Source organism: Pseudomonas sp. M5A4_2d, from assembly GCF_053345295.1.
The window spans coordinates 218578-237768 of record NZ_JBKEZW010000002.1; the positions used below are offsets into that span (position 1 = coordinate 218578).

Genomic DNA, 19191 nt, shown 5'->3' on the forward strand with positions numbered 1-19191 from the left:
TTCGAGCCGACTGAAGATTAAAAATGTAGGAGCGGGCTTGCTCGCGAATGCGGTGGGTCAGTTACACATGTACCGACTGACACCCTGCATTCGCGAGCAAGCCCCTCCCACATTTGTTCGGTGGTGTTCAGAAGAGTCACGTCATTGCCACTGATGGACAGCCAACACGTCTTCCACTTTATTCAGCAGTGTTATCGCGCCATCCATCAACTGCCCCAGCAGCGCCTCATCCTCATCCATATACCCTTCGTACTCCGCCAGGTTTCGGCGCTCATGACACAGCGCTAATAACCTCACCTGCACCTTGTTCGCGTCGGCGGAGTGAATCAGACATTGAAAGACCAAATAGCGTTTGTCAGAACGATAGCCTTGCAAACGCAAGGCCGAGAGCGCGATGGCGTGAGCAGCGTTGTATGCCAGGTCGAAACGACTGGCGAACGACAACAGTGGGTTGCCCGCATCCCTTAATCGGTCCCGGGCCGAGCGCATCAGTCCATCACACTCCTTGCGATCCGGCGGCTCTGCCTTCAAGCCACCGCTACGTTGCAGGTTCTCCAGGTTTGCCTTGCTGTCCATCCGTGGATTCCAGGGGGTTGCCCCCCATCAGATTGATCTTGTCCTGCTGCACGACCCGCTGCACAAAACTGTTCCTGGCATTCCATTTGCCGATCCAGTCTTCGAGGGTGTAAAGCGTCGGGTTGATGGTGCGGCCCAGTTGCTCTTCCAGCGGCATGAGCTGCTCCATGACTTCACTGTAGTTGAGGCTTTCACCTATCAGCATCAGGTCTATGTCACTGGATGAGTGCGCCTCGCCCTTGGCGATGGAGCCGTAGATAAACGCCCACGTCAGTTGCTCGGCGAAAGGCGCCAATGCATTGCGCAAGGGTTCGTCCAGGCTCAGCGTCTTGCGCACGATGGCCAACAACTCCGAGTAAATCGGGCACTGGGGATTGGCTTGGTAGTGGGTCTGGTTGCCTTGGCGCGTCATGCTCAAGATGCCCGCCAACTGCAACCGCTCAAGTTCGCGGGTGAGGCTGCCCTTGCCCACTTGGGCCCAGCGGGCTATTTCGTTGGTGAAGAAACTTTGATCGGGCTTGCCAAAAAGCAGGCCCAGCACTTTTTGCTGGGTGACGGTGAAGAGCGCAGTGCTGAGCGGCAAGGTTTGCATGGCGGCGGCCAAAGAGTCCCAAAAGGGGAACGATAGGTCCCTTTTTGGGAACGATCAAGTTTAAGCGGTTGGGGTATAGGAAACGATCAATCGGCAAATACTGGATTCGAGCCGAATGAAGATCAAAATGTGGGAGCGGGCTTGCTCGCGAATGCGGTGGGTCAGTCAGCACATCTACAACTGATCCACCGTATTCGCGAGCAAGCCCGCTCCCACATGTGTTCGGTGATGCCTGTTAAGTAGCGGTCCTAAACAAGGAACGACCAGCCCCTATTTGGGACCGATTTAACCTTCCGCCGCCGGGCTGACCTGCTCCAGTGCTCTATCGACCAGCAACTGGCCCAACTCGGCCATTTGCTGAATGCCGAGCATGATTGCACGCTGGGAAGTATTCAGGTCAAAGGCCAGGTTGCAGGTCATAGCACTCAGCGAGGACAGCGTCTCGCTGGCGTTGACCAATAGGGCTTCGGTGTTCTGGTGGGGGTTTACGGTGAAGATATTGGACGCGGGTGGATTAGGAGTAGGTTTAGCCATGATTTACAGCTCCGATATGTGATGGAGGCTGCCCTCATCCGCTTGCACGCGAAATAGGGTGGCAGCCATGCGCAGGTGTGCAAGACCGGGCATATCGGACCCCGGCAGACCCCAAGGGATCTCCCGCGCACAGCCGCCATAACAAATACAGCAGGCATAAAAAACGCCCGTTGAATGGCTATGGGCGTTGGTGCGCCGACATGTAACCGGACTTGCACGTCCGTGTCACCGTTTTTTCGATGACGAACGAAGACTAGCCGCCATCACTACCCACAACAAGTTCATGCACAGCCCGAAATCTTGCAGGAAAAATCTGAAGACTGGCCCATCACAAAGCCATCATCACCTTGACCGTTCCCAAGCCCTCCAGTCCATAGCTATGGTACTCATACACCTTTCCCTGAATGATCAGGTGCAGCGCGCCGCCTTCATCACTTACTTGAACATCGGGCTCTTTGGTTTTCAGAAAAGGATATGCAGACACTAATGCGGTGAGTATTTCCTGATCACTCCCCAAATCCTCATAGACGTAGTATCTGTAGGAAAACCCCACCGTCGCACCCCCCTGGCCGTCTCGCGCACCATAGATCGAGGTGCCGTTGCCCAATGAATGCTTCAACACCACTTCATCCAGATCCGGTGTTCCGGGCGACAGGATCCAACTGCCGCCGATATAGATCAGGCAGACCACAAGCAGGCAATTACGCAGAAACGGTATGAGGCGCTTAGTGGCCTTGCGAAATTGCATATTCAATACCTTTTCTTATCCAATATTGGTCCCGTGGGTCATCACCAAAAGGCTCACCGCCCCACCCTGTTCCAAAATCCGGAAGGGTGGTTTTTGCGACGGTTTGAGCCACACCAGCAGCTCACAACAACGCATGCTCGGGAATGCCCAGCACCGTACCCGTAGCGCTGTAATTGAAGTTACCAAAAGCCTCATACTCGCGCCCTCGCTTCTTGTAGTTCCATGGGCCAGCAGCCCTGACCTGAGAATAAAACCAAGAATAAGCGAATGCCGAGCCTGGCTTGAGATGAGTGCGTTTGCATCGAGATATCGCCATGTTTTCAAAAATTGAAACACCGGGCGGCATTAACGGTACGGCCATTTGCAGATCCTTGCAGGCAATGAGGAGCGCAGAAGCTAGCCACTCCACTCAGGCCTGAAAACCCGCTTAATCCAAATGCAGAACTCGCCTACAGCAACTCCATCCCATTCCGACATGTGAGCGGTCAGCCCGCATCATTAGCCGATCCGAAATGGCGAAAAGGTACGATCATCAACAACAATTTTTTAGTCACGAAAACCCTAACGCGCGATTGAACACAATTCAGTGTGGGAGCTGGCTTGCCTGCGATTGCGGTGGGTCGGTTATTGATGCAGTGACTGACAAACCGCTATCGCAGGCAAGCCAGCTCCCACAGTGGATCTTCACAAGGCTAATCGTCAGGCCAGACCGGACTCTACCAATAAGGCCTCCAACCCCATCAAATCAGGTACTTTCGCCACATGCTCCCCCACCTGCACCGCCGCCAGTTCCAGCGGGCACAGCGGCACATCCACGTAACTCAACTGGCTATCGAGCTTGTAAGAGCGGGGAATCCCCTGAATCACCATCGCAATAAACTTCAACGTCGGTCGCCCGCCGAGCGCGTTCAACACCACAATCCGCGAGCGCTCGCCGGTCACGCTGGCCTCACCGCACACCGCTTCAAAGCTGATCAACGGCAACTGCCGGTCGCGCCAGGTCACTTGCCGCAGGTACCACGGCGGTGCATCGCTGGCCGGTTCTCCACGCTGATAGTCGATCAGTTCGGCGATGGCAACGTTGGGCAGCACCAGGTGGCGGTCAGCCAGGGGCAATAGCAGGCCGGTGAGTTGGCTGGTGCGGTGGTCAAGCATGGGACTTGCTCCAGTAGGCGATGCTTTCCAGCAGCACCGACTCTTGATACGGCTTGCCGAGGTAGTCGTTGACGCCAATGGCCATGGCGCGGTCGCGGTGTTTTTGGCCGGTGCGCGAGGTGATCATGATGATCGGCAGGCGCATCAGCCGTGGGTCGTTGCGCACCTGGATGGCCACTTCGAAGCCGTCCATGCGCGGCATTTCGATGTCGAGCAGCATCAGGTCCGGGGTGTGTTCTTCGAGCAGGGCGATGGCGTCGATCCCGTCTTTGGCAGTGAGTACGTTCATGCCGTTGCGCTCCAGCAGGCGGCTGGTGACTTTGCGCACGGTGACCGAATCGTCCACGACCAGCACCAGCAGCGGGCGCTTCTTCAGCGGGTCGTTGAGGACCAGCGCGGCGTCGACCGACTGGGCCGGCAAGGCCGGTTGCCGGGCGCGAATATGCGCGAGCAAATCGATGATCAACACCACGCGGCCATCGCCCAGAATGGTCGCCCCGGACAACCCCTGCACGCCCGCAAACTGCGGGCCCAGGCCCTTGACCACGATCTCTCGCGTACCGGCCATGGCATCCACATGCACCGCCACACGCCGCTCGTTGCATTGCACCAGCAGCACCGGCACCGGCTGGTACTGGCCCAACAGTTTCGGCCGGGCGACGGTGTGCAGCAGGTCGCCCAGGTAGAACAACTCGTAGCGCTGGCCGGCGTATTCATAACGTGGCGGGTCTTGTTGGTAGTGCCCCGCCAGTTCGTGGGGCAGTACACGCACCAGGCCTTCAATAGTGTTGAGCGGAATCGCGTATTGATCGTCCGCGCATTGCACCATCAGCGCCCGGTTGACCGACACCGTAAACGGCAGGCGAATGCGAAAGTGCACGCCCGCGCCCGGCGTCGAATCAATGACCATCGAGCCACCGAGTTGGCGCACTTCTTCGTGCACCACGTCCATGCCCACGCCACGCCCGGAAATCTGCGTGATTTTTTCCGCCGTGGAGAACCCCGGCTGCAGGATGAACTGCAACACGTCGCGGTCGCTGATCTCTTGATGGGGGCTGAGCAAACCCCGCTTGATTGCCTTGCGCCGCACCGCCTCAAGTGGCACCCCGGCGCCATCGTCGCGCATGTCGAAGACGATATCGCCACCTTCGTGGGTCAGGTCCAGACTGATACGGCCCCTCGCAGGTTTGCCGGCCAGCAACCGTGCCTCGCGCGATTCCAGGCCATGGTCCACGGCATTGCGCAGCATATGTTCCAGCGGCGCCACCATGCGTTCCAGCACGTTGCGGTCCATCTCGCCCTCGGCATTGCCGACCACGAACTCGACGTCCTTGCCCAACTCCTCCGCCACCTGGCGCACGATGCGCTTGAGGCGCGGCAGCATGCGTTCAAACGGCACCATGCGCGTGCGCATCAGGCCTTCTTGCAACTCGGTGTTGATGCGCGCCTGTTGCTGCAACAGGTTGTGCGCATCCTGGTTGCGGCGATCAAGAGTTTCCTTGAGGTCCAGCAAGTCGGAGGCTGACTCAGACAGCGCTCGGGACAGCTGCTGCAACTGCGAGTGGCGGTCCATTTCCAGCGGGTCAAATTCTTCATAACCCAGGCGCTCGGCCTCGGCCTGTTGGCGGCTGAGGATGCGGCCCTGGGTTTCGGTGTCGAGCCGGCGCAGTTGGTCGCGCATGCGCTCAATGGTGGTTTCGACTTCATTGAGCGCGGTGCGCGCATCGTTCACCTGCTGCTCGATACGGCCACGGAAGATCGAAGTTTCACCGGCCAGGTTGACCAGGTCATCCAGCAAATCGGCAGAGATTTTCACCATGTCCGCAGCAGGATCAACCGCCGCTTCCGCCTTGCCCGCCGGCAATGCCACAGGCAACAACGGTTCATCACTCGGGTGCACCAGGCTTTTGATCCGCTCGATGAGTTTGTCCACCGAGCCCACCGGCAAGCCGTCCGTCACCGCATCGATCATCTGCGCCAAGCGGTCATGGCAGCCCTGCAGCAACGCGAACAGTTCGGGGGACGGGGCCAGCAAACCGGCGGACAGCCCTTCGTAGAGAAACTCCAGCTCATGGGCCAAATCGCCAATCGGCCCGATCTCGACCATGCGCGCGCCCCCTTTGAGGGTGTGCAGGTCGCGCAGCAGGGTTTCCACCTCCTGGCGATTGTTCGGCTCGGCCTGCCAGCGCAGCAACGCGCTGCTTGAACTGTCGAGAATATCGGCGGCTTCTTCGAGGAAAATATCCAGCAGCTCGGGGTCAGCCGCCGCTTCGGGCGCAGCGACCGGGGTGGCTGGCGTGCTGCTCTGGCGTAACTCGCGCAGTTGAGCGATCAAGTCGCTGGAGTCGCTCAGGGGTTGGTGGCCTTGCAGTTGATCCAACTGCAAGGCCAGCCGCTCATGGCTGGCCATCAGCACGTGGGACAGTTCCGGCGAGTAGCTGTAGCGGCGGTCCACCAAGCCTTCGTAAAGGCATTCCAGCTCATGGGCCAGGTTGCCAATTGGCCCAATCTCGGCCATGCGCGCGCCGCCTTTGAGGGTGTGCAAATCCCGTTGCAGCGACGAGAGCGGTGCCGCGCTGTCGGGCTCCAGCAACCAGCGTTTAAGCGACTGCCCGGCGCTGTCGAGGATATCCACCGCCTCTTCCAGGAAGATCTCGACGATCTCTTCGTCCATCGCCGTGTCCTGGCCCAACTGTGCCGTGGCGGCGCCCAGTTCCGAGATGCTCAGGGCGCGGCTGCCGTCGCTTTTAATCAGGCCGGTGGCGGACGGATCGAGGGCGTCATCAAGCAATTCGCGCAGGGCTTGTACCCGCGCCGGGGCCGGGCTGATTTCCTGGCCGGCGGCCAGTTGGTCGAGCATGTTGATCAACGCTTCATGGGCCTGTTCGGCCTCCTGGAAAAACCGCTCGCTGACCGCCAGGCTGCTCTCTTCCACGGCACCGTACAGATCGAGCAAGGCCTCGCACAGCGCGTCGATGGCGTGCAGGTCGGCGATGTGCGCGCCTTCGCCCAAGGTGGTCAATTCGTCCAGCAGCGCCGTCAGCTCCTGGCGCTCGCCGGGGTGTTGCTGCCAGCGGCGCAGCAGGCTTTCGGCATCCAGCAGGATGTCCATGCCTTGGGCCAGGAAGTTGGTAATCAACTGCGGGTCGCGTTTGATACGCAGGCCCGTATTAGGCGCGTCGAGCAAGGCGTCGAGCTGATGGTCGAGCAGGCTTTGGGTACGGCCGATCAGGTCCGCTGCGCCCTTGATCGGCACGAGCGGGTCGCTGTCCAGTTGTCGCAACCCGCGCTGAAACAAACCTTCAGCTTCCAGCAGCAGTTCCACTTCATCCAGGTCCAGCGGCAGGCGGTGGGCCTTGTATTCGCGGGTCAGGTGATCAAGCGGCCGCGCCAGTTCGGCAATCGGCAACACGCCAGCCATGTAGGCGCTGCCCTTGAGGGTGTGCAGGGCGCGTTGCAATTCATCGCTGACTTGCAGCGGCACGTGTTCGGCGGCCTGCTGCAGGAAGTGGTTGAGGCTTTCCAGGTGGCTCTGGGCTTCGTTGCGGAAGATCTCCAACAGCATCGGGTCATGGGGTTCTGCGGCCTTTTCAGTGCCGCTGGCCAGGGCGTGGGCACGGGCGGCCAAGGCGTCGACTTCATCGCGTTGGCGTTGGTCATCGGTGGCGAAATCGGCAATCAATTCCGGCAGCAGGGCCACAGCTTCATCCAGCACCTGTTGAATATCAGGGCCAAGGGTAACGCTGCGTTCGAGCACGCGGTTAAGCAGGTTTTCCACTGCCCAGGCCAACTCGGCCAGCACCAGGGCGCGGACCATACGGCCGCTGCCTTTCAAGGTGTGGAACGCGCGGCGCATCTCGCCTTGAGCGGTTTTGTCCGCGCAACTCGGCAAGTAACGGTGCAGCACTTCGAGGACTTCGTCGGTTTCTTCGAGGAAGACTTCGCGCAGCTCATCGTCGATGGACTCTTCACCGAGCGGCGGTGGCAGCAGGCTGCCGGGGCGTTGCAGTGCAGGCGGGTTCAGGCGTGATGTCGGGCTGGCCAGTGCGTCGAACTGGGATTGGCTCGGCGCAACCTCGGTCGACAGCGCGCCGTCCGGCGCGACCAGTGCCTGACGCCAGGGTTTTTCGGCGGGCAGGTAGCCGAGCGCGGCCAGGCCCTGGGTGGCCAGCTCCAGCACGCGTTCGCCCGCAGCGTCGGCGTCCTGAAGCATGCGTTCCAGGTAGTACTCCAGGCTGCTGATCACGTCAGCAAAATGCGCCAGTTGTGCCTCGGAGGGCATGGCCTCATTCACCATCAGCTGTTCATCGACATAATCGGTACAGCCGCGCATCAGGCTCGCCGCGCGCGGCAGGGGAATCATCGCCAACGCCCCGCGCACTTGGCTGAGCAACTCGGGCAGAGACTCCAGGCGCTGGCGATCCCAATGGGCTTCAATGCAGTCAATCACCAGCTCTTTGGCTTGCTTGAGGCACTGGCAGGATTCGCGGATAACCAGTTGGTGAATCTGGGTCAGGTCAGTGGTGGGCAGGCGGCTTTCTTCGCGGCTTTCCGGTTCGACGGTGCCGACCATTCCCGCCAGCGTGGCCTCGACATAGAGCAAGGCTCCGGCGACATCCATCAGCACTGCATCATTGGGTTCGCGGTGGCCTTGGACCAGGCCAAGCACCACGGCAAGCTGGTCGATAATGACTTTGCGCGGCTGGCCGAAGCCCAGCACGGCCAAGGTGTCGGCGATCTGCCGCAGGGGCGCCAGCAAGGCATCGAGGTCGCTGGTGTGCTGCCGGTCACTGCGCACGAACAGGTCCAGGCGCTCCTTGACCCGCACCAGTTCCTCACATAACGCGCCAAGCACCGAGCCCATGGCATTGCGATCCGGCCCGGCCAGGCGCGCGCGCTCGGCATCGACCACGGCGCTGTCGGGCAAGGCTTCATCCAGGCCGTAGCGTTCCTTGAGGCTTTGCATACGCGGCGTTGGCCGGGTGACCTTGGCGACGTAGAACAGCAGGCTCTTGAGCAATTCATCCGGCGCAGGTTGGTTGATGCCGCCGATACCCTGGACCAGCAGGCGCTTGAGTTGCTTGTCGCTGGCTTTGAGCAAACTGCGCAGCGCCGGGCTGTTGGCGATCACGCCCGTGAGCATGCCTTCGACCAGCGCCGAGGTGACTTGCCACAAAGGCAGCAGCGGCGCGCCCTGGCATAGCGCTTCGAGGCGCGCGAAAACCCGCGCCATGTCTTCCAGGTTGCTTGGGCCATGGTCTTCGCGCAGCAAACCGGCCAACGCCTGCAGCAGAAGCTGGTGCCACTGGCGCAGTTGCTCGTGAAGGTCAGGCAGCGCGCGCTGGGCCAAGGCCTCATCGGGCAACGGCGCAATCGACAGCAGTTGCGGGCTGAACAGGCTGGTCTCCGACAGCAGACTTTCGCCGCGCGCGCTGCGCAGGTCATTGAGCAGCGGCAACACCACCAGCGGCAGGTCGCGGCGGGCACTGTGTACGCGCTCGAGGTACAGCGGCAGCTGGCTAAGCGCCTGTTGCAGCAGGCGGATGCTTTCATCGCGCTGGCTGACGCGCTCGGCTTGCAGGGCCAGGGCCAGCTCTTCAATTTCTTCAGCCAGCAGGGCCGCGCCGTAGAACTCGACCATTTGCAGCGCGCCATGCACCTGATGGACGCAGGCCAGGCACTCGCCGATGGCGTCGCCGTCGCTGGTTTCGACAAACGTGTCCAGCGCCGAACGGGCCTGTTTCAGGGTTTCGGCAATGTCGCCCTTGACCCATTCGAGGGCCACGTAGTCGTGCCGATCAACCATAACTGCTCCGCTTAAAATTCATGAATTGCGTGTGTTGCCAAGATCTCAAAACCAATGAAGATTAAATGTGGGAGCGGGCTTGCTCGCGAATACGGTGGGCCAGCCAGCAGATAGGCGACTGATACACCGCTTTCGCGAGCAAGCCCGCTCCCACATTTTGACTGCATTTCAATCCTCAACTTGCTTGGGCGGTGGCAAGGTGAAACCCGACACCGACCTGCGCAACTGGCTGGCCATCTTCGCCAGGTTGCCAATACTTTCGGCGGTGGCGGTCGAGCCGGATGACGTCTGCGTGGTGATTTGCTGGATCACGTTCATCGTCAGGGAGATCTGCCCGGCGGACGACGTCTGTTGCTGCGCCGCATTGGAAATACTCTGAATCAACGCCGCCAGGGTTTTCGACACCCCTTCGATTTCTTCCAGCGCCACCCCGGCGTCCTGGGCCAATCGCGCGCCACGCACCACTTCGGTGGTGGTCTGTTCCATGGAAATAACGGCTTCATTGGTGTCGGTCTGAATCGCCCGCACCAGCGTTTCGATTTGCCGGGTGGCGGCGGATGAGCGCTCAGCCAGCCGTTGCACTTCATCGGCCACCACCGCAAAACCGCGCCCGGCGTCACCGGCCATGCTCGCCTGGATCGCCGCGTTGAGGGCGAGGATGTTGGTCTGGTCGGCAATGTCGTCGATCAGGCTGACGATATCGCCAATCTCCTGGGAAGACTCGCCCAGGCGCTTGATGCGCTTGGCGGTGTCCTGGATCTGCTCGCGAATGTTGTCCATGCCGTGGATGGTGTTGTGCACCACCTCATTGCCCTTGTTGGCGATTTCCACCGAACGCTCCGCCACCGCCGAAGACTCCGCCGCGTTGGCCGACACCTGGTCGATGGACTGGGCCATCTGGTTGATCGCGGTGGAGGCTTCGGCGATTTGCTGGGCCTGATGCTCCGAGGCCTGGGCCAGATGCATGGCGGTGGCCTGGGTCTCTTGCACCGCGCCGGCAACTTGCCCGGCGGTGAGGTTGATGGTGGCGACCAGATCGCGCAGTTGGTCCACCGAATAGTTGATGGAGTCGGCGATGGTGCCGGTGAAGTCTTCGGTCACCGAGGCGGTCACCGTGAGGTCGCCATCGGCCAGGTCTTCGATTTCGTCGAGCAGGCGCATGATCGCGTTCTGGTTGCGCTCGTTCTTCTCGGCGGTTTCATGCAGTTGGCGGTTGGTTTCGCGCACCATCACCAGGCCGATCAGGATGATCGAGGTCAACGCCAACAGGCCCAGCACATAGCCGCCGATGGTGTCGAAGCTGCGCCCGCTGGCGAGGTTTTCAAACCCGGTGGCCAGGTGTGAGGCTTCATCGAGCAGGGTTTGCGACAGGTTGAAAATATTGCTCGCCGAAGCGCGCACCTGGAACAGTTGCGGCGAGGTTTCAAGGATTTCATCCACAGAGCCGGAGACGAACTCAAACAGCTCGGCGATTTCCGCCAGGCGCGCGCGGGCATCGTGGTCTTCAACCTGGGTAATGCGCAGGCCCGGGTTGCCGTTGAGCATGCCGTTGAGCACCAGGCCGAAGCGGTTGGCATCGCGACCAAACGCGTCAGCGGCCTGCACGGCGGTTTCGTCGCCGGCCAGCACGGTGTTGACGGCGCCCAGGATGCGCTCGGCCAGCAGCGACTGGCGCTGGGCCAACGCCACCTGGCTCGCCGGGGCGCCGCGTTGCAGCAAGATATCGACGACCTTTTCCGACTCCATCTGCAATTGCGGCACGGTTTCGGCCAGGGTCGCGGCCACTTGATGCAACGACAACACCGTCTGCTCGCTGGCGAGGATCGCGTCGGTGTTTTTCAGCAGCGCTTCCCAGTCAGTCTGCACGGCGCGCATCTCGGCGCGTACCGCACTGGGCGCCGCCGGCAGGCCGGTCTCGGCGTCACCTTTTTTCAGGTAGCCCCAGCGCTGGGCGAAGTCGTTGCGCGCGTCGCCCAGCAGCTTGAACGCGGCGGCTTTGCCGGCGGCGGCTTCGGTGGCATTTTTGGCGATGCGCTGGGACAGCACGCGCAGCTCACCGGCGTGGCCGATGTACTGTTTGTCATAGGTGGACTGGGTGTTGAGGTACGCGAAGTTGGCGAACAACAGCATGATGAACACGATCAGCGCGATAAACAGCACGATGATCTGCGAACGGCTGCGCGACGCGGCTTGCGGTTTGGGAGTAGTAGCGGTGGTCATGCGGCAACATCCATGAAGCCTGGGGCCTGGGCCAAAGCGAAGGGGCTGAAGACCTGCCAGAGCTGGTCGCTGTCGAACTGCCCCTGAATAAACGGCACGCCGGAGTTGGCGCCCGTCAACAAGGCGTCTTGTGCGAAATGCTGCATGCCCACCACCTCATCTACCAGCAGCCCGACAAACAAGTCGTTGAATTCCACCACCAGCACCCGCCGTTGCTTGCGCGCTTTGGACAGGTCCAGGCCGAGAAACCCGCCCAGGTCCATCACCGGCAGCAAACGCCCGCGCAGGTTGGCCACGCCCTTGACCCAGGGTTTAACCCCCGGCATCAAGGTGCAACGCGGTTCGTGCAACACCTCGGCGACTTCGCCCATCGGCGCCACATACCAATGCGGCCCCAGGCGAAAGCCGATCCCGCTCCAACGCTGCAGACGGGTTTCCTGGGACGGCAGGTCAGCCGCCAACAGGCGGCAGCGGCGGTCGATGTCCAGCAGCAATTCGAAGGCGGTTTGCGACTCGGTCATGATGGCGTGCAGTCAGCCGGCCAGCACCTTGTTCAGGGTGGCGATCAGGGTTTCTTCGTCAACCGGTTTGGTCAGGTAGTCCTTGGCGCCCTGGCGCGCGCCCCAGATCTTGTCGGTTTCCTGATCCTTGGTGGTGATGATGATGATCGGAATGCCGTTGGTTTCCGGCTCCTTGGACAGCTGACGCGTTGCCTGGAAGCCATTGAGGCCCGGCATCACGATGTCCATCAGGACCGCATCGGGTTTTTCCTGACGGGCCAGCGCCACACCGTCAGCGCCATTTTCGGCCTTGAGGACCTGATGCCCATGCTTTTCCAGCATGCCGGTCAGTTTGTACATTTCAGTCGGCGAATCGTCGACGATCAGAACGCGTGCCATGGTTTTCCCCACTACATTGGTCGGCGCCTGCCCTTGTGAGGCGGCGTCAGTGTGCTTGTTCTACTGCGGCGAACCCTGGCACATAGGCCTTGATCGCACTCAGCAGTTCTTCCTTGCTGAAAGGCTTGGTCAAAAACTGATCGACACCGACGATGCGCCCCTTGGCCTTGTCGAACAGGCCGTCCTTGGAGGACAGCATGATCACCGGGATCGACTTGAACGCCGGATTATTCTTCACCAGGGCGCAGGTCTGATAGCCATCCAGGCGCGGCATCATGATGTCGACAAAGATAATGTGCGGGTGGTGATCAACAATCCGGGCCAATGCATCGAAACCGTCGATGGCCGTGATGACATCGCACCCCACGTTCTTCAACAGCGTCTCGGCGGTGCGGCGGATCGTTTTCGAATCGTCGATCACCATCACTCTCAAGGCGTTGGAATGCTGTTCCATATCTGCTCTACCATCGCCACAGCGAATCGGTTTTCGGTGTGTACTGCCTGATGTTGCACAGGATGAGCGCCGCAAGCCTTGGAATTCAAGGGCTGCTGCGCCGTGCCAGTCTTTTTAGCACAGTCTCCGGGCGCAATCTATCGAGCAACCGGCCAGGTGGTTTTTCCTTGACCCACAACAGCCGCAGCGCCACTCTGACGCCACTTTTATGCGCCCTAATTTGCTAGAGGAAATCCCCCATGAGCGTTCGCGTCGGCATTGTCATGGACCCTATCGCCAGCATTTCCTATAAAAAGGACAGCTCGCTGGCCATGCTCCTGGCCGCCCAGGCCCGCGGCTGGACCCTGTTCTATATGGAGCAGCGCGACCTTTACCAGGGCGACGGCGAAGCCCGCGCACGCATGCGCCCGCTGCAGGTGTTTGCCAACCCGGAAAAGTGGTTTGAGCTTGCGGATGAAATCGACAGCCCCTTGAGCGACCTGGACGTGATCCTGATGCGCAAGGACCCGCCGTTCGACATGGAATTCGTCTACTCCACCTACCTGCTGGAGCAAGCCGAGCGCGCCGGCGTGCTGATCGTCAACAAGCCGCAAAGCCTGCGCGACTGCAATGAAAAGCTGTTCGCCACGCTGTTCCCGCAGTGCACCCCGCCGACCGTGGTCAGCCGCCGCGCCGATGTGCTGCGTGAATTCGCCGCCAAGCACGGCGATGTGATCCTCAAGCCGCTGGACGGCATGGGCGGCACCTCGATCTTCCGTCACCGTGCCGGCGACCCGAACCTGTCGGTGATCCTGGAAACCCTGACCGCGCTGGGCACCCAGCAGATCATGGGCCAGGCTTACCTGCCGGCGATCAAGGACGGCGACAAGCGCATCCTGATGATCGACGGCGAGCCGGTGGATTACTGCCTGGCGCGTATCCCGGCAGCGGGTGAAACCCGTGGCAACCTGGCGGCCGGCGGTCGTGGTGAAGCACGGCCATTGTCGGACAAGGACCGTTGGATCGCCGCTCAGGTTGGCCCAACCCTGCGCGAGAAAGGCCTGCTGTTTGTGGGGCTTGACGTTATTGGTGAGAGCCTCACTGAAATCAACGTCACCAGCCCGACCTGTATCCGCGAGATTGACAACGCATTTGGCACGAACATCGGCGAAATGCTGATGGCGGCCATTGAGCGCAAGCTACAAGCCAAGTGACATAGAACAGCCGGACACACACCAACATTGCGTTATCATGCGCCACCTGTGAAACGCGCGATGTTGGTTTTTTTGTCATGACACTCCCGTCCGATCTGCCCCCCGAACTCTCCCACAGTGGCGTGCGCCCGGCTGATCGGCTCGGATTTACCCTGTTCCTGGCGGCCTTGATTCACCTCGCCTTGCTGCTCGGCCTGGGCTTCTCCTTTGTCGAACCCAAGCAGATCACCAAAACCCTGGAAATCACCCTCGCCACGTTCAAGAGCGAAAAGAAGCCGGAGAAGGCGGATTTTCTCGCTCAGGACAACCAGCAGGGCAGCGGCACGCTCGACAAGAAAGCCGTGCCCAAGACCACTGAAGTGGCGCCGTTCCAGGACAACAAGGTCAATAAAGTCACCCCGCCGCCGACGCCCAAGCCCGAAGTCAAGCAAGCCGCACCCAAGGCTGCGGTGACCACCGTCGCGCCCAAACCGCAAAAAGCCCCGACCCAGCGCGAGAAAGCCAAGACCGAGCCGCAGCCCGAACCGGTGAAACCGGCGCCGACTTTTGACAGTTCGCAGCTCTCCGACCAGATCTCCAGCCTCGAAGCCGAACTGGCCAACGAACAACAGTTGTACGCCAAGCGCCCCCGTATCTACCGCCTGAACGCCGCCTCGACCATGCGCGACAAAGGTGCCTGGTATAAGGACGAGTGGCGCAAGAAGGTCGAACGCATCGGCAACCTCAACTACCCGGATGAAGCCCGGCGCCAGCAGATCTATGGCAATTTGCGCTTGTTGGTGTCGATCAACCGTGATGGTTCGTTATATGAAGTGCAGGTGCTGGAGTCATCGGGCCAGCCGCTGCTGGACCAGGCCGCCCAGCGCATCGTGCGCCTGGCCGCGCCTTTCGCACCGTTTACCGGCGACCTGAATGATGTGGACCGCCTGGAAATCATCCGCACCTGGAAGTTTGCCCGGGGTGATCAGCTGTTCAGCAATTGATGACAATTGCCACATCACCCGCATCCCCAGCTTGTCAGTTCGCCCCTCCAACGCCACACTAGCGGACATGAAAAATGTCAGCCCGACCTACCTCAAGCACCAATTCCTGATCGCCATGCCCCATATGGCCGACCCGAACTTTGCGCAGACCTTGACCTATATCGTCGAGCACACGGCCAATGGTGCCATGGGGCTGGTGGTGAACCGCCCGCAAGAGCTGAACCTGGCCGACATCCTTGAGCAACTGCGCCCCGAGATCGACCCGCCGGCCCGTTGCCAGAGCGTGCCGATCTATATCGGCGGGCCGGTGCAGACCGATCGTGGTTTTGTGCTGCACCCGACCGGGCCCAAGTTTCAGGCCACGGTCGACCTCGAAGGTGTGTCGTTGTCCACTTCCCAAGACGTGCTGTTCGCCATCGCCGACGGCGTGGGGCCTGAGCAAAGCGTGATTACCCTCGGCTACGCCGGTTGGGAAGCCGGGCAACTGGAGGCCGAATTGGCCAGTAATGCCTGGCTGACCTGCCCGTTCGACGCCGACATCCTGTTCAACACCGCCAGCGAACTGCGCCTGGAAGCGGCGGCGGCCAAGTTGCGGGTCAACCTCAACCTGCTGACCAGCCAGGCGGGGCACGCCTGATGGCCTTGCGCTTGATCCTCGGGTTTGACTACGGCACCAAACAGATCGGCGTGGCAGTCGGCCAGGTCATTACCGGCCAGGCCCGCGAGCTGTGCACCTTGAAAGCCCAGAACGGCGTGCCGGACTGGAACCAGATCGAAGCCCTGATCAAGGAGTGGAAGCCCGACGCAGTCGTGGTTGGCCTGCCCTTGAACATGGACGGCACCCCCAGCGAGATGTGCCTGCGCGCGGAAAAATTCGCCCGCCGCCTCAACGGCCGCTACAACCTGCCCTTCTATACCCACGACGAACGCCTGACCACCTTTGAAGCCAAAGGCGAGCGCCGCGACCGTGGCGGCCAGAAAGGCAGTTACCGCGACAACCCGGTGGACGCCATCGCCGCCGCCTTGCTGTTGCAGGGTTGGCTGGATGAAAACACCGCTTTATTTGAATCCTGACTGACGCGGCTTGCCGCGTCTTTTTACGTTTGAGCCCGGACCTTGCACGCACCCCCGCCGCGCAAGGCCTTGAAGGAGCCACCATGAGCCTGCCCAATCCCGCCGAACTGATCAGCCAGATGGCAATTCGCCTCAAGGCGCTCCTGCAACACCGTGCCATCAGCGAACCGCGTTTTATCGGCATTCGCTCCGGCGGTGTGTGGGTGGCCCAAGCGTTATTGGAAGAACTGGGCAGTGATTCGCCACTGGGCACACTGGACGTATCGTTCTACCGCGACGACTTCAGCCAGAACGGCCTGCACCCGCAAGTGCGCCCATCGGCCCTGCCGTTCGAAATCGAAGGCCAGCACCTGGTGCTGATCGACGACGTGCTGATGAGCGGCCGCACTATCCGCGCCGCCATGAACGAGCTGTTCGACTATGGCCGCCCCGCCAGTGTAACCCTGGTGTGCCTGCTGGACCTGGACGCCGGCGAATTGCCGATCAGCCCGGATGTGGTCGGCGCAACCCTGTCCCTGGAAGCCCACCAGCGGGTAAAATTGTCCGGTCCAACGCCGCTCGAACTCGAACTGCAAGACCTTGCCCTTTAAACCGCCTTGTACAGAGTCCCCGCGATGACGCCTCTAGATGCCAAGCGCCCGCTGCAGCTCAATGCTCAGGGCCAGCTACAACACTTCTTGTCCCTCGACGGTTTGCCCCGCGAACTGCTCACTGAAATCCTCGACACGGCCGACTCGTTCCTTGAAGTCGGTGGCCGCGCGGTAAAGAAGGTCCCGCTGCTGCGCGGCAAGACCATCTGCAATGTGTTCTTCGAGAACTCTACCCGCACCCGCACCACCTTTGAATTGGCGGCCCAGCGGCTGTCGGCCGACGTGATCACGCTGAACGTGTCCACCTCGTCGGCGAGCAAGGGCGAGACCCTGCTCGACACCCTGCGCAACCTGGAAGCCATGGCCGCCGACATGTTCGTGGTACGCCATGGCGACTCCGGTGCCGCGCACTTCATCGCCGAACACGTGTGCCCGAACGTGGCAATCATCAATGGCGGCGACGGCCGTCACGCCCACCCGACCCAAGGCATGCTCGACATGCTGACGATCCGTCGGCACAAGGGCGGCTTTGAAAACCTGTCGGTGGCCATCGTCGGCGACATCCTGCACTCGCGGGTAGCTCGCTCAAACATGCTGGCCCTCAAAGCCCTGGGTTGCCCGGACATCCGCGTGATCGCGCCAAAAACCTTGCTGCCGATCGGCATCGAGCAGTACGGCGTGAAGGTCTACACCGACATGGCCGAAGGCCTTAAGGATGTGGACGTGGTGATCATGCTGCGTCTGCAACGCGAGCGCATGGCCGGCGGCCTGCTGCCGAGCGAAGGTGAGTTCTACCGCCTGTTCGGCCTGACCACCGCGCGTTTGGCCGGCGCCAAGCCGGATGCCATCGTGATGCACCCAGGCCCGATCAACCGAGGCGTAGAGATTGAGTCGGCGGTGGCCGACGGCGCGCAATCGGTGATCTTGAACCAGGTGACTTACGGCATCGCCGTACGCATGGCCGTGCTGTCCATGGCCATGAGCGGGCAAACCGCGCAACGTCAATTCGAGCAGGAGAACGCCCAGTGAAGCTCAGCATTCTCGGCGCCCGAGTCATCGATCCGGCCAGCGGCCTGGATCACGTTACCGATCTTCATGTGGAAGCCGGCAAAATCATCGCCATCGGCGCCGCGCCCAGCGGCTTCAGCGCGGTTGAGACCATCGACGCCAAAGGCCTGGTGGCCGCGCCTGGCCTGGTGGACCTGAACGTCGCCCTGCGTGAGCCGGGTTATAGCCGCAAAGGCAGTATCGCCAGCGAAACCCGCGCCGCCGCTGCCGGTGGCGTGACCAGCCTGTGCTGCCCGCCGCACACCAAGCCCGTGCTGGACACTTCGGCCGTGACCGAGCTGATCCTCGACCGCGCCCGTGAAGCCGGCAATTGCAAAGTGTTCCCGATCGGCGCCCTGAGCAAAGGCCTGGAAGGCGAACAGCTCGCCGAGCTGATCGCCCTGCGCGACGCCGGTTGCGTGGCATTCGGCAACGGCCTGGAAAGCTTCCGCAGTACGCGCACGCTGTGTCGCGCCCTGGAATACGCGGCCACCTTCGACTTGACGGTGATTTTTCACTCCCAGGACCGCGACCTGGCCGAAGGCGGCCTGGCCCATGAAGGCGCCGTCGCCAGCTTCCTCGGCCTGCCGGGCATTCCGGAAACCGCTGAAACCGTGGCCCTGGCCCGCGACCTGCTGCTGGTGGAACAAAGCGGCGTGCGCGCGCACTTCAGCCAATTGACCAGCGCGCGGGGCGTGGCCCTGATCGCCCAGGCACAGGCTCGTGGCCTGCCGGTGACGGCGGACGTGGCGTTGTATCAGCTGATTTTGACCGATGAGGCGCTGATCGACTTTTCCAGCCTTTACCACGTGCAGCCGCCGCTGCGCACCCTGGCCGACCGTGAAGGTTTGCGCGCGGCGGTGAAGTCGGGCGTGGTCTCGGCGATCTCCAGCCATCACCAGCCCCACGAGCGGGATGCCAAGCTGGCACCGTTTGGCGCGACAGAGCCGGGCATCAGCAGCGTCGAACTGTTGCTGCCATTGGCGATGACGCTGGTGGAGGATGGCTTGCTCGACCTGCCGACGCTGCTGGCGCGCCTGAGCGCCGGCCCGGCCGAGGCCTTGCGCCTGCCCGCGGGTAAGCTGGCGGTAGGCTCGGCGGCGGATCTGGTGCTGTTTGATCCGGCCAGCTCTACGGTTGCCGGCGAACACTGGCTGTCCAAGGGCGAAAACTGCCCGTTCATCGGCCATAGCCTGCCGGCGACGGTGCGGTACACCTTGGTGGATGGGCGGATCAGCTACCAGGCCTAAAGCGGGCACGGTAAAAAAAGTGGGAGGGGGCTTGCTCCCGATGGCGGTGGGTCAGTCAGCTTATCTGTAG

At 61.5% G+C, this 19191-nt stretch carries 18 protein-coding genes; 7 read left to right on the plus strand and 11 right to left on the minus strand.

Features of this window, described 5'->3' with window-relative positions:
• Positions 1-141: 141 nt before the first annotated feature.
• The 11 genes from ACLBW8_RS07945 to pilG all read right to left on the minus strand — a co-directional run bounded on the left by ACLBW8_RS07945 (position 142) and on the right by pilG (position 12984).
• Positions 142-576 carry a hypothetical protein gene (locus tag ACLBW8_RS07945; protein WP_221295829.1) on the minus strand — a complete coding sequence of 145 codons (435 nt, stop codon included), beginning with the start codon at positions 574-576 and terminating at the stop codon, positions 142-144.
• On the minus strand, positions 539-1168 hold the full coding sequence (locus ACLBW8_RS07950; RefSeq protein ID WP_447805115.1) for a nucleotidyltransferase domain-containing protein: 630 nt from the start codon (positions 1166-1168) through the stop codon (positions 539-541). Before ACLBW8_RS07950 ends, ACLBW8_RS07945 begins: the two co-directional genes overlap by 38 nt.
• A gap of 285 nt (positions 1169-1453) precedes the next feature.
• A complete protein-coding gene (locus ACLBW8_RS07955; protein WP_447805116.1) occupies positions 1454-1702 on the minus strand; it encodes a DUF6124 family protein in 249 nt (82 codons plus the stop codon).
• 328 nt (positions 1703-2030) lie between these two features.
• Positions 2031-2450, minus strand: coding sequence for a hypothetical protein (locus tag ACLBW8_RS07960; RefSeq protein ID WP_447805117.1), 420 nt, complete (start codon positions 2448-2450; stop codon positions 2031-2033).
• 121 nt (positions 2451-2571) lie between these two features.
• On the minus strand, positions 2572-2811 hold the full coding sequence (locus ACLBW8_RS07965) for a hypothetical protein (protein ID WP_447805118.1): 240 nt from the start codon (positions 2809-2811) through the stop codon (positions 2572-2574).
• A gap of 338 nt (positions 2812-3149) precedes the next feature.
• A complete protein-coding gene (locus ACLBW8_RS07970; protein ID WP_159960623.1) occupies positions 3150-3605 on the minus strand; it encodes a chemotaxis protein CheW in 456 nt (151 codons plus the stop codon).
• A complete protein-coding gene (locus ACLBW8_RS07975) occupies positions 3598-9411 on the minus strand; it encodes an Hpt domain-containing protein (RefSeq protein ID WP_447805119.1) in 5814 nt (1937 codons plus the stop codon). The genes ACLBW8_RS07970 and ACLBW8_RS07975 overlap by 8 nt, the downstream gene beginning before the upstream one ends.
• A gap of 168 nt (positions 9412-9579) precedes the next feature.
• Complete coding sequence (locus ACLBW8_RS07980; protein ID WP_064454539.1) at positions 9580-11631, minus strand: methyl-accepting chemotaxis protein; 2052 nt, start codon at positions 11629-11631, stop codon at positions 9580-9582.
• Positions 11628-12152, minus strand: coding sequence for a chemotaxis protein CheW (locus ACLBW8_RS07985; protein WP_064454540.1), 525 nt, complete (start codon positions 12150-12152; stop codon positions 11628-11630). The genes ACLBW8_RS07980 and ACLBW8_RS07985 overlap by 4 nt, the downstream gene beginning before the upstream one ends.
• 12 nt (positions 12153-12164) lie before the next feature.
• Positions 12165-12530 (minus strand): twitching motility response regulator PilH, encoded by a 366-nt coding sequence (gene pilH, locus ACLBW8_RS07990; protein WP_014720320.1) that lies wholly within the window; start codon positions 12528-12530, stop codon positions 12165-12167.
• Between the two features lie 46 nt (positions 12531-12576).
• Positions 12577-12984 (minus strand): twitching motility response regulator PilG, encoded by a 408-nt coding sequence (gene pilG, locus ACLBW8_RS07995; protein WP_003176671.1) that lies wholly within the window; start codon positions 12982-12984, stop codon positions 12577-12579.
• Positions 12985-13223: 239 nt separating this feature from the next.
• Here pilG and gshB point away from each other — a divergent pair, with 239 nt between their 5' ends.
• The 7 genes from gshB to ACLBW8_RS08030 all read left to right on the plus strand — a co-directional run bounded on the left by gshB (position 13224) and on the right by ACLBW8_RS08030 (position 19121).
• Positions 13224-14177 carry a glutathione synthase gene (gene gshB, locus ACLBW8_RS08000; protein ID WP_094949150.1) on the plus strand — a complete coding sequence of 318 codons (954 nt, stop codon included), beginning with the start codon at positions 13224-13226 and terminating at the stop codon, positions 14175-14177.
• Between the two features lie 77 nt (positions 14178-14254).
• A complete protein-coding gene (locus tag ACLBW8_RS08005; protein ID WP_262666471.1) occupies positions 14255-15160 on the plus strand; it encodes an energy transducer TonB in 906 nt (301 codons plus the stop codon).
• Positions 15161-15227: 67 nt separating this feature from the next.
• The gene (locus tag ACLBW8_RS08010) at positions 15228-15797 is read left to right on the plus strand and encodes a YqgE/AlgH family protein (RefSeq protein WP_057022840.1); all 570 of its coding nucleotides are present in this window, start codon (positions 15228-15230) and stop codon (positions 15795-15797) included.
• Positions 15797-16234, plus strand: coding sequence for a Holliday junction resolvase RuvX (ruvX, locus tag ACLBW8_RS08015; protein ID WP_447805120.1), 438 nt, complete (start codon positions 15797-15799; stop codon positions 16232-16234). Before ACLBW8_RS08010 ends, ruvX begins: the two co-directional genes overlap by 1 nt.
• A gap of 83 nt (positions 16235-16317) precedes the next feature.
• Positions 16318-16824: a bifunctional pyr operon transcriptional regulator/uracil phosphoribosyltransferase PyrR gene (gene pyrR / locus ACLBW8_RS08020; RefSeq protein WP_447805121.1), complete on the plus strand. Its 507-nt coding sequence runs from the start codon at positions 16318-16320 to the stop codon at positions 16822-16824.
• 24 nt (positions 16825-16848) lie between these two features.
• Entirely contained in the window at positions 16849-17853 is a 1005-nt protein-coding gene (locus ACLBW8_RS08025; RefSeq protein ID WP_064454544.1) for an aspartate carbamoyltransferase catalytic subunit, read from the plus strand.
• A complete protein-coding gene (locus tag ACLBW8_RS08030; protein WP_064454545.1) occupies positions 17850-19121 on the plus strand; it encodes a dihydroorotase in 1272 nt (423 codons plus the stop codon). Before ACLBW8_RS08025 ends, ACLBW8_RS08030 begins: the two co-directional genes overlap by 4 nt.
• The last annotated feature ends 70 nt before the right edge of the window (positions 19122-19191 follow it).

Coding starts and splice junctions, on each gene's coding strand:
- ACLBW8_RS08010 (WP_057022840.1), top strand. CDS start 15,228: ATGAAAAATGTCAGCCCGACCTACCTCAAGCACCAATTCCTGATCGCC.
- pilH (WP_014720320.1), bottom strand. CDS start 12,530: ATGGCACGCGTTCTGATCGTCGACGATTCGCCGACTGAAATGTACAAA.
- ACLBW8_RS07980 (WP_064454539.1), bottom strand. CDS start 11,631: ATGACCACCGCTACTACTCCCAAACCGCAAGCCGCGTCGCGCAGCCGT.
- ACLBW8_RS07960 (WP_447805117.1), bottom strand. CDS start 2,450: ATGCAATTTCGCAAGGCCACTAAGCGCCTCATACCGTTTCTGCGTAAT.
- ACLBW8_RS07965 (WP_447805118.1), bottom strand. CDS start 2,811: ATGGCCGTACCGTTAATGCCGCCCGGTGTTTCAATTTTTGAAAACATG.
- ACLBW8_RS07950 (WP_447805115.1), bottom strand. CDS start 1,168: ATGCAAACCTTGCCGCTCAGCACTGCGCTCTTCACCGTCACCCAGCAA.
- gshB (WP_094949150.1), top strand. CDS start 13,224: ATGAGCGTTCGCGTCGGCATTGTCATGGACCCTATCGCCAGCATTTCC.
- ACLBW8_RS07955 (WP_447805116.1), bottom strand. CDS start 1,702: ATGGCTAAACCTACTCCTAATCCACCCGCGTCCAATATCTTCACCGTA.
- pyrR (WP_447805121.1), top strand. CDS start 16,318: ATGAGCCTGCCCAATCCCGCCGAACTGATCAGCCAGATGGCAATTCGC.
- ACLBW8_RS08005 (WP_262666471.1), top strand. CDS start 14,255: ATGACACTCCCGTCCGATCTGCCCCCCGAACTCTCCCACAGTGGCGTG.
- ACLBW8_RS07970 (WP_159960623.1), bottom strand. CDS start 3,605: ATGCTTGACCACCGCACCAGCCAACTCACCGGCCTGCTATTGCCCCTG.
- ACLBW8_RS07975 (WP_447805119.1), bottom strand. CDS start 9,411: ATGGTTGATCGGCACGACTACGTGGCCCTCGAATGGGTCAAGGGCGAC.
- ACLBW8_RS07945 (WP_221295829.1), bottom strand. CDS start 576: ATGGACAGCAAGGCAAACCTGGAGAACCTGCAACGTAGCGGTGGCTTG.
- ACLBW8_RS07985 (WP_064454540.1), bottom strand. CDS start 12,152: ATGACCGAGTCGCAAACCGCCTTCGAATTGCTGCTGGACATCGACCGC.
- ACLBW8_RS08025 (WP_064454544.1), top strand. CDS start 16,849: ATGACGCCTCTAGATGCCAAGCGCCCGCTGCAGCTCAATGCTCAGGGC.
- ruvX (WP_447805120.1), top strand. CDS start 15,797: ATGGCCTTGCGCTTGATCCTCGGGTTTGACTACGGCACCAAACAGATC.
- pilG (WP_003176671.1), bottom strand. CDS start 12,984: ATGGAACAGCATTCCAACGCCTTGAGAGTGATGGTGATCGACGATTCG.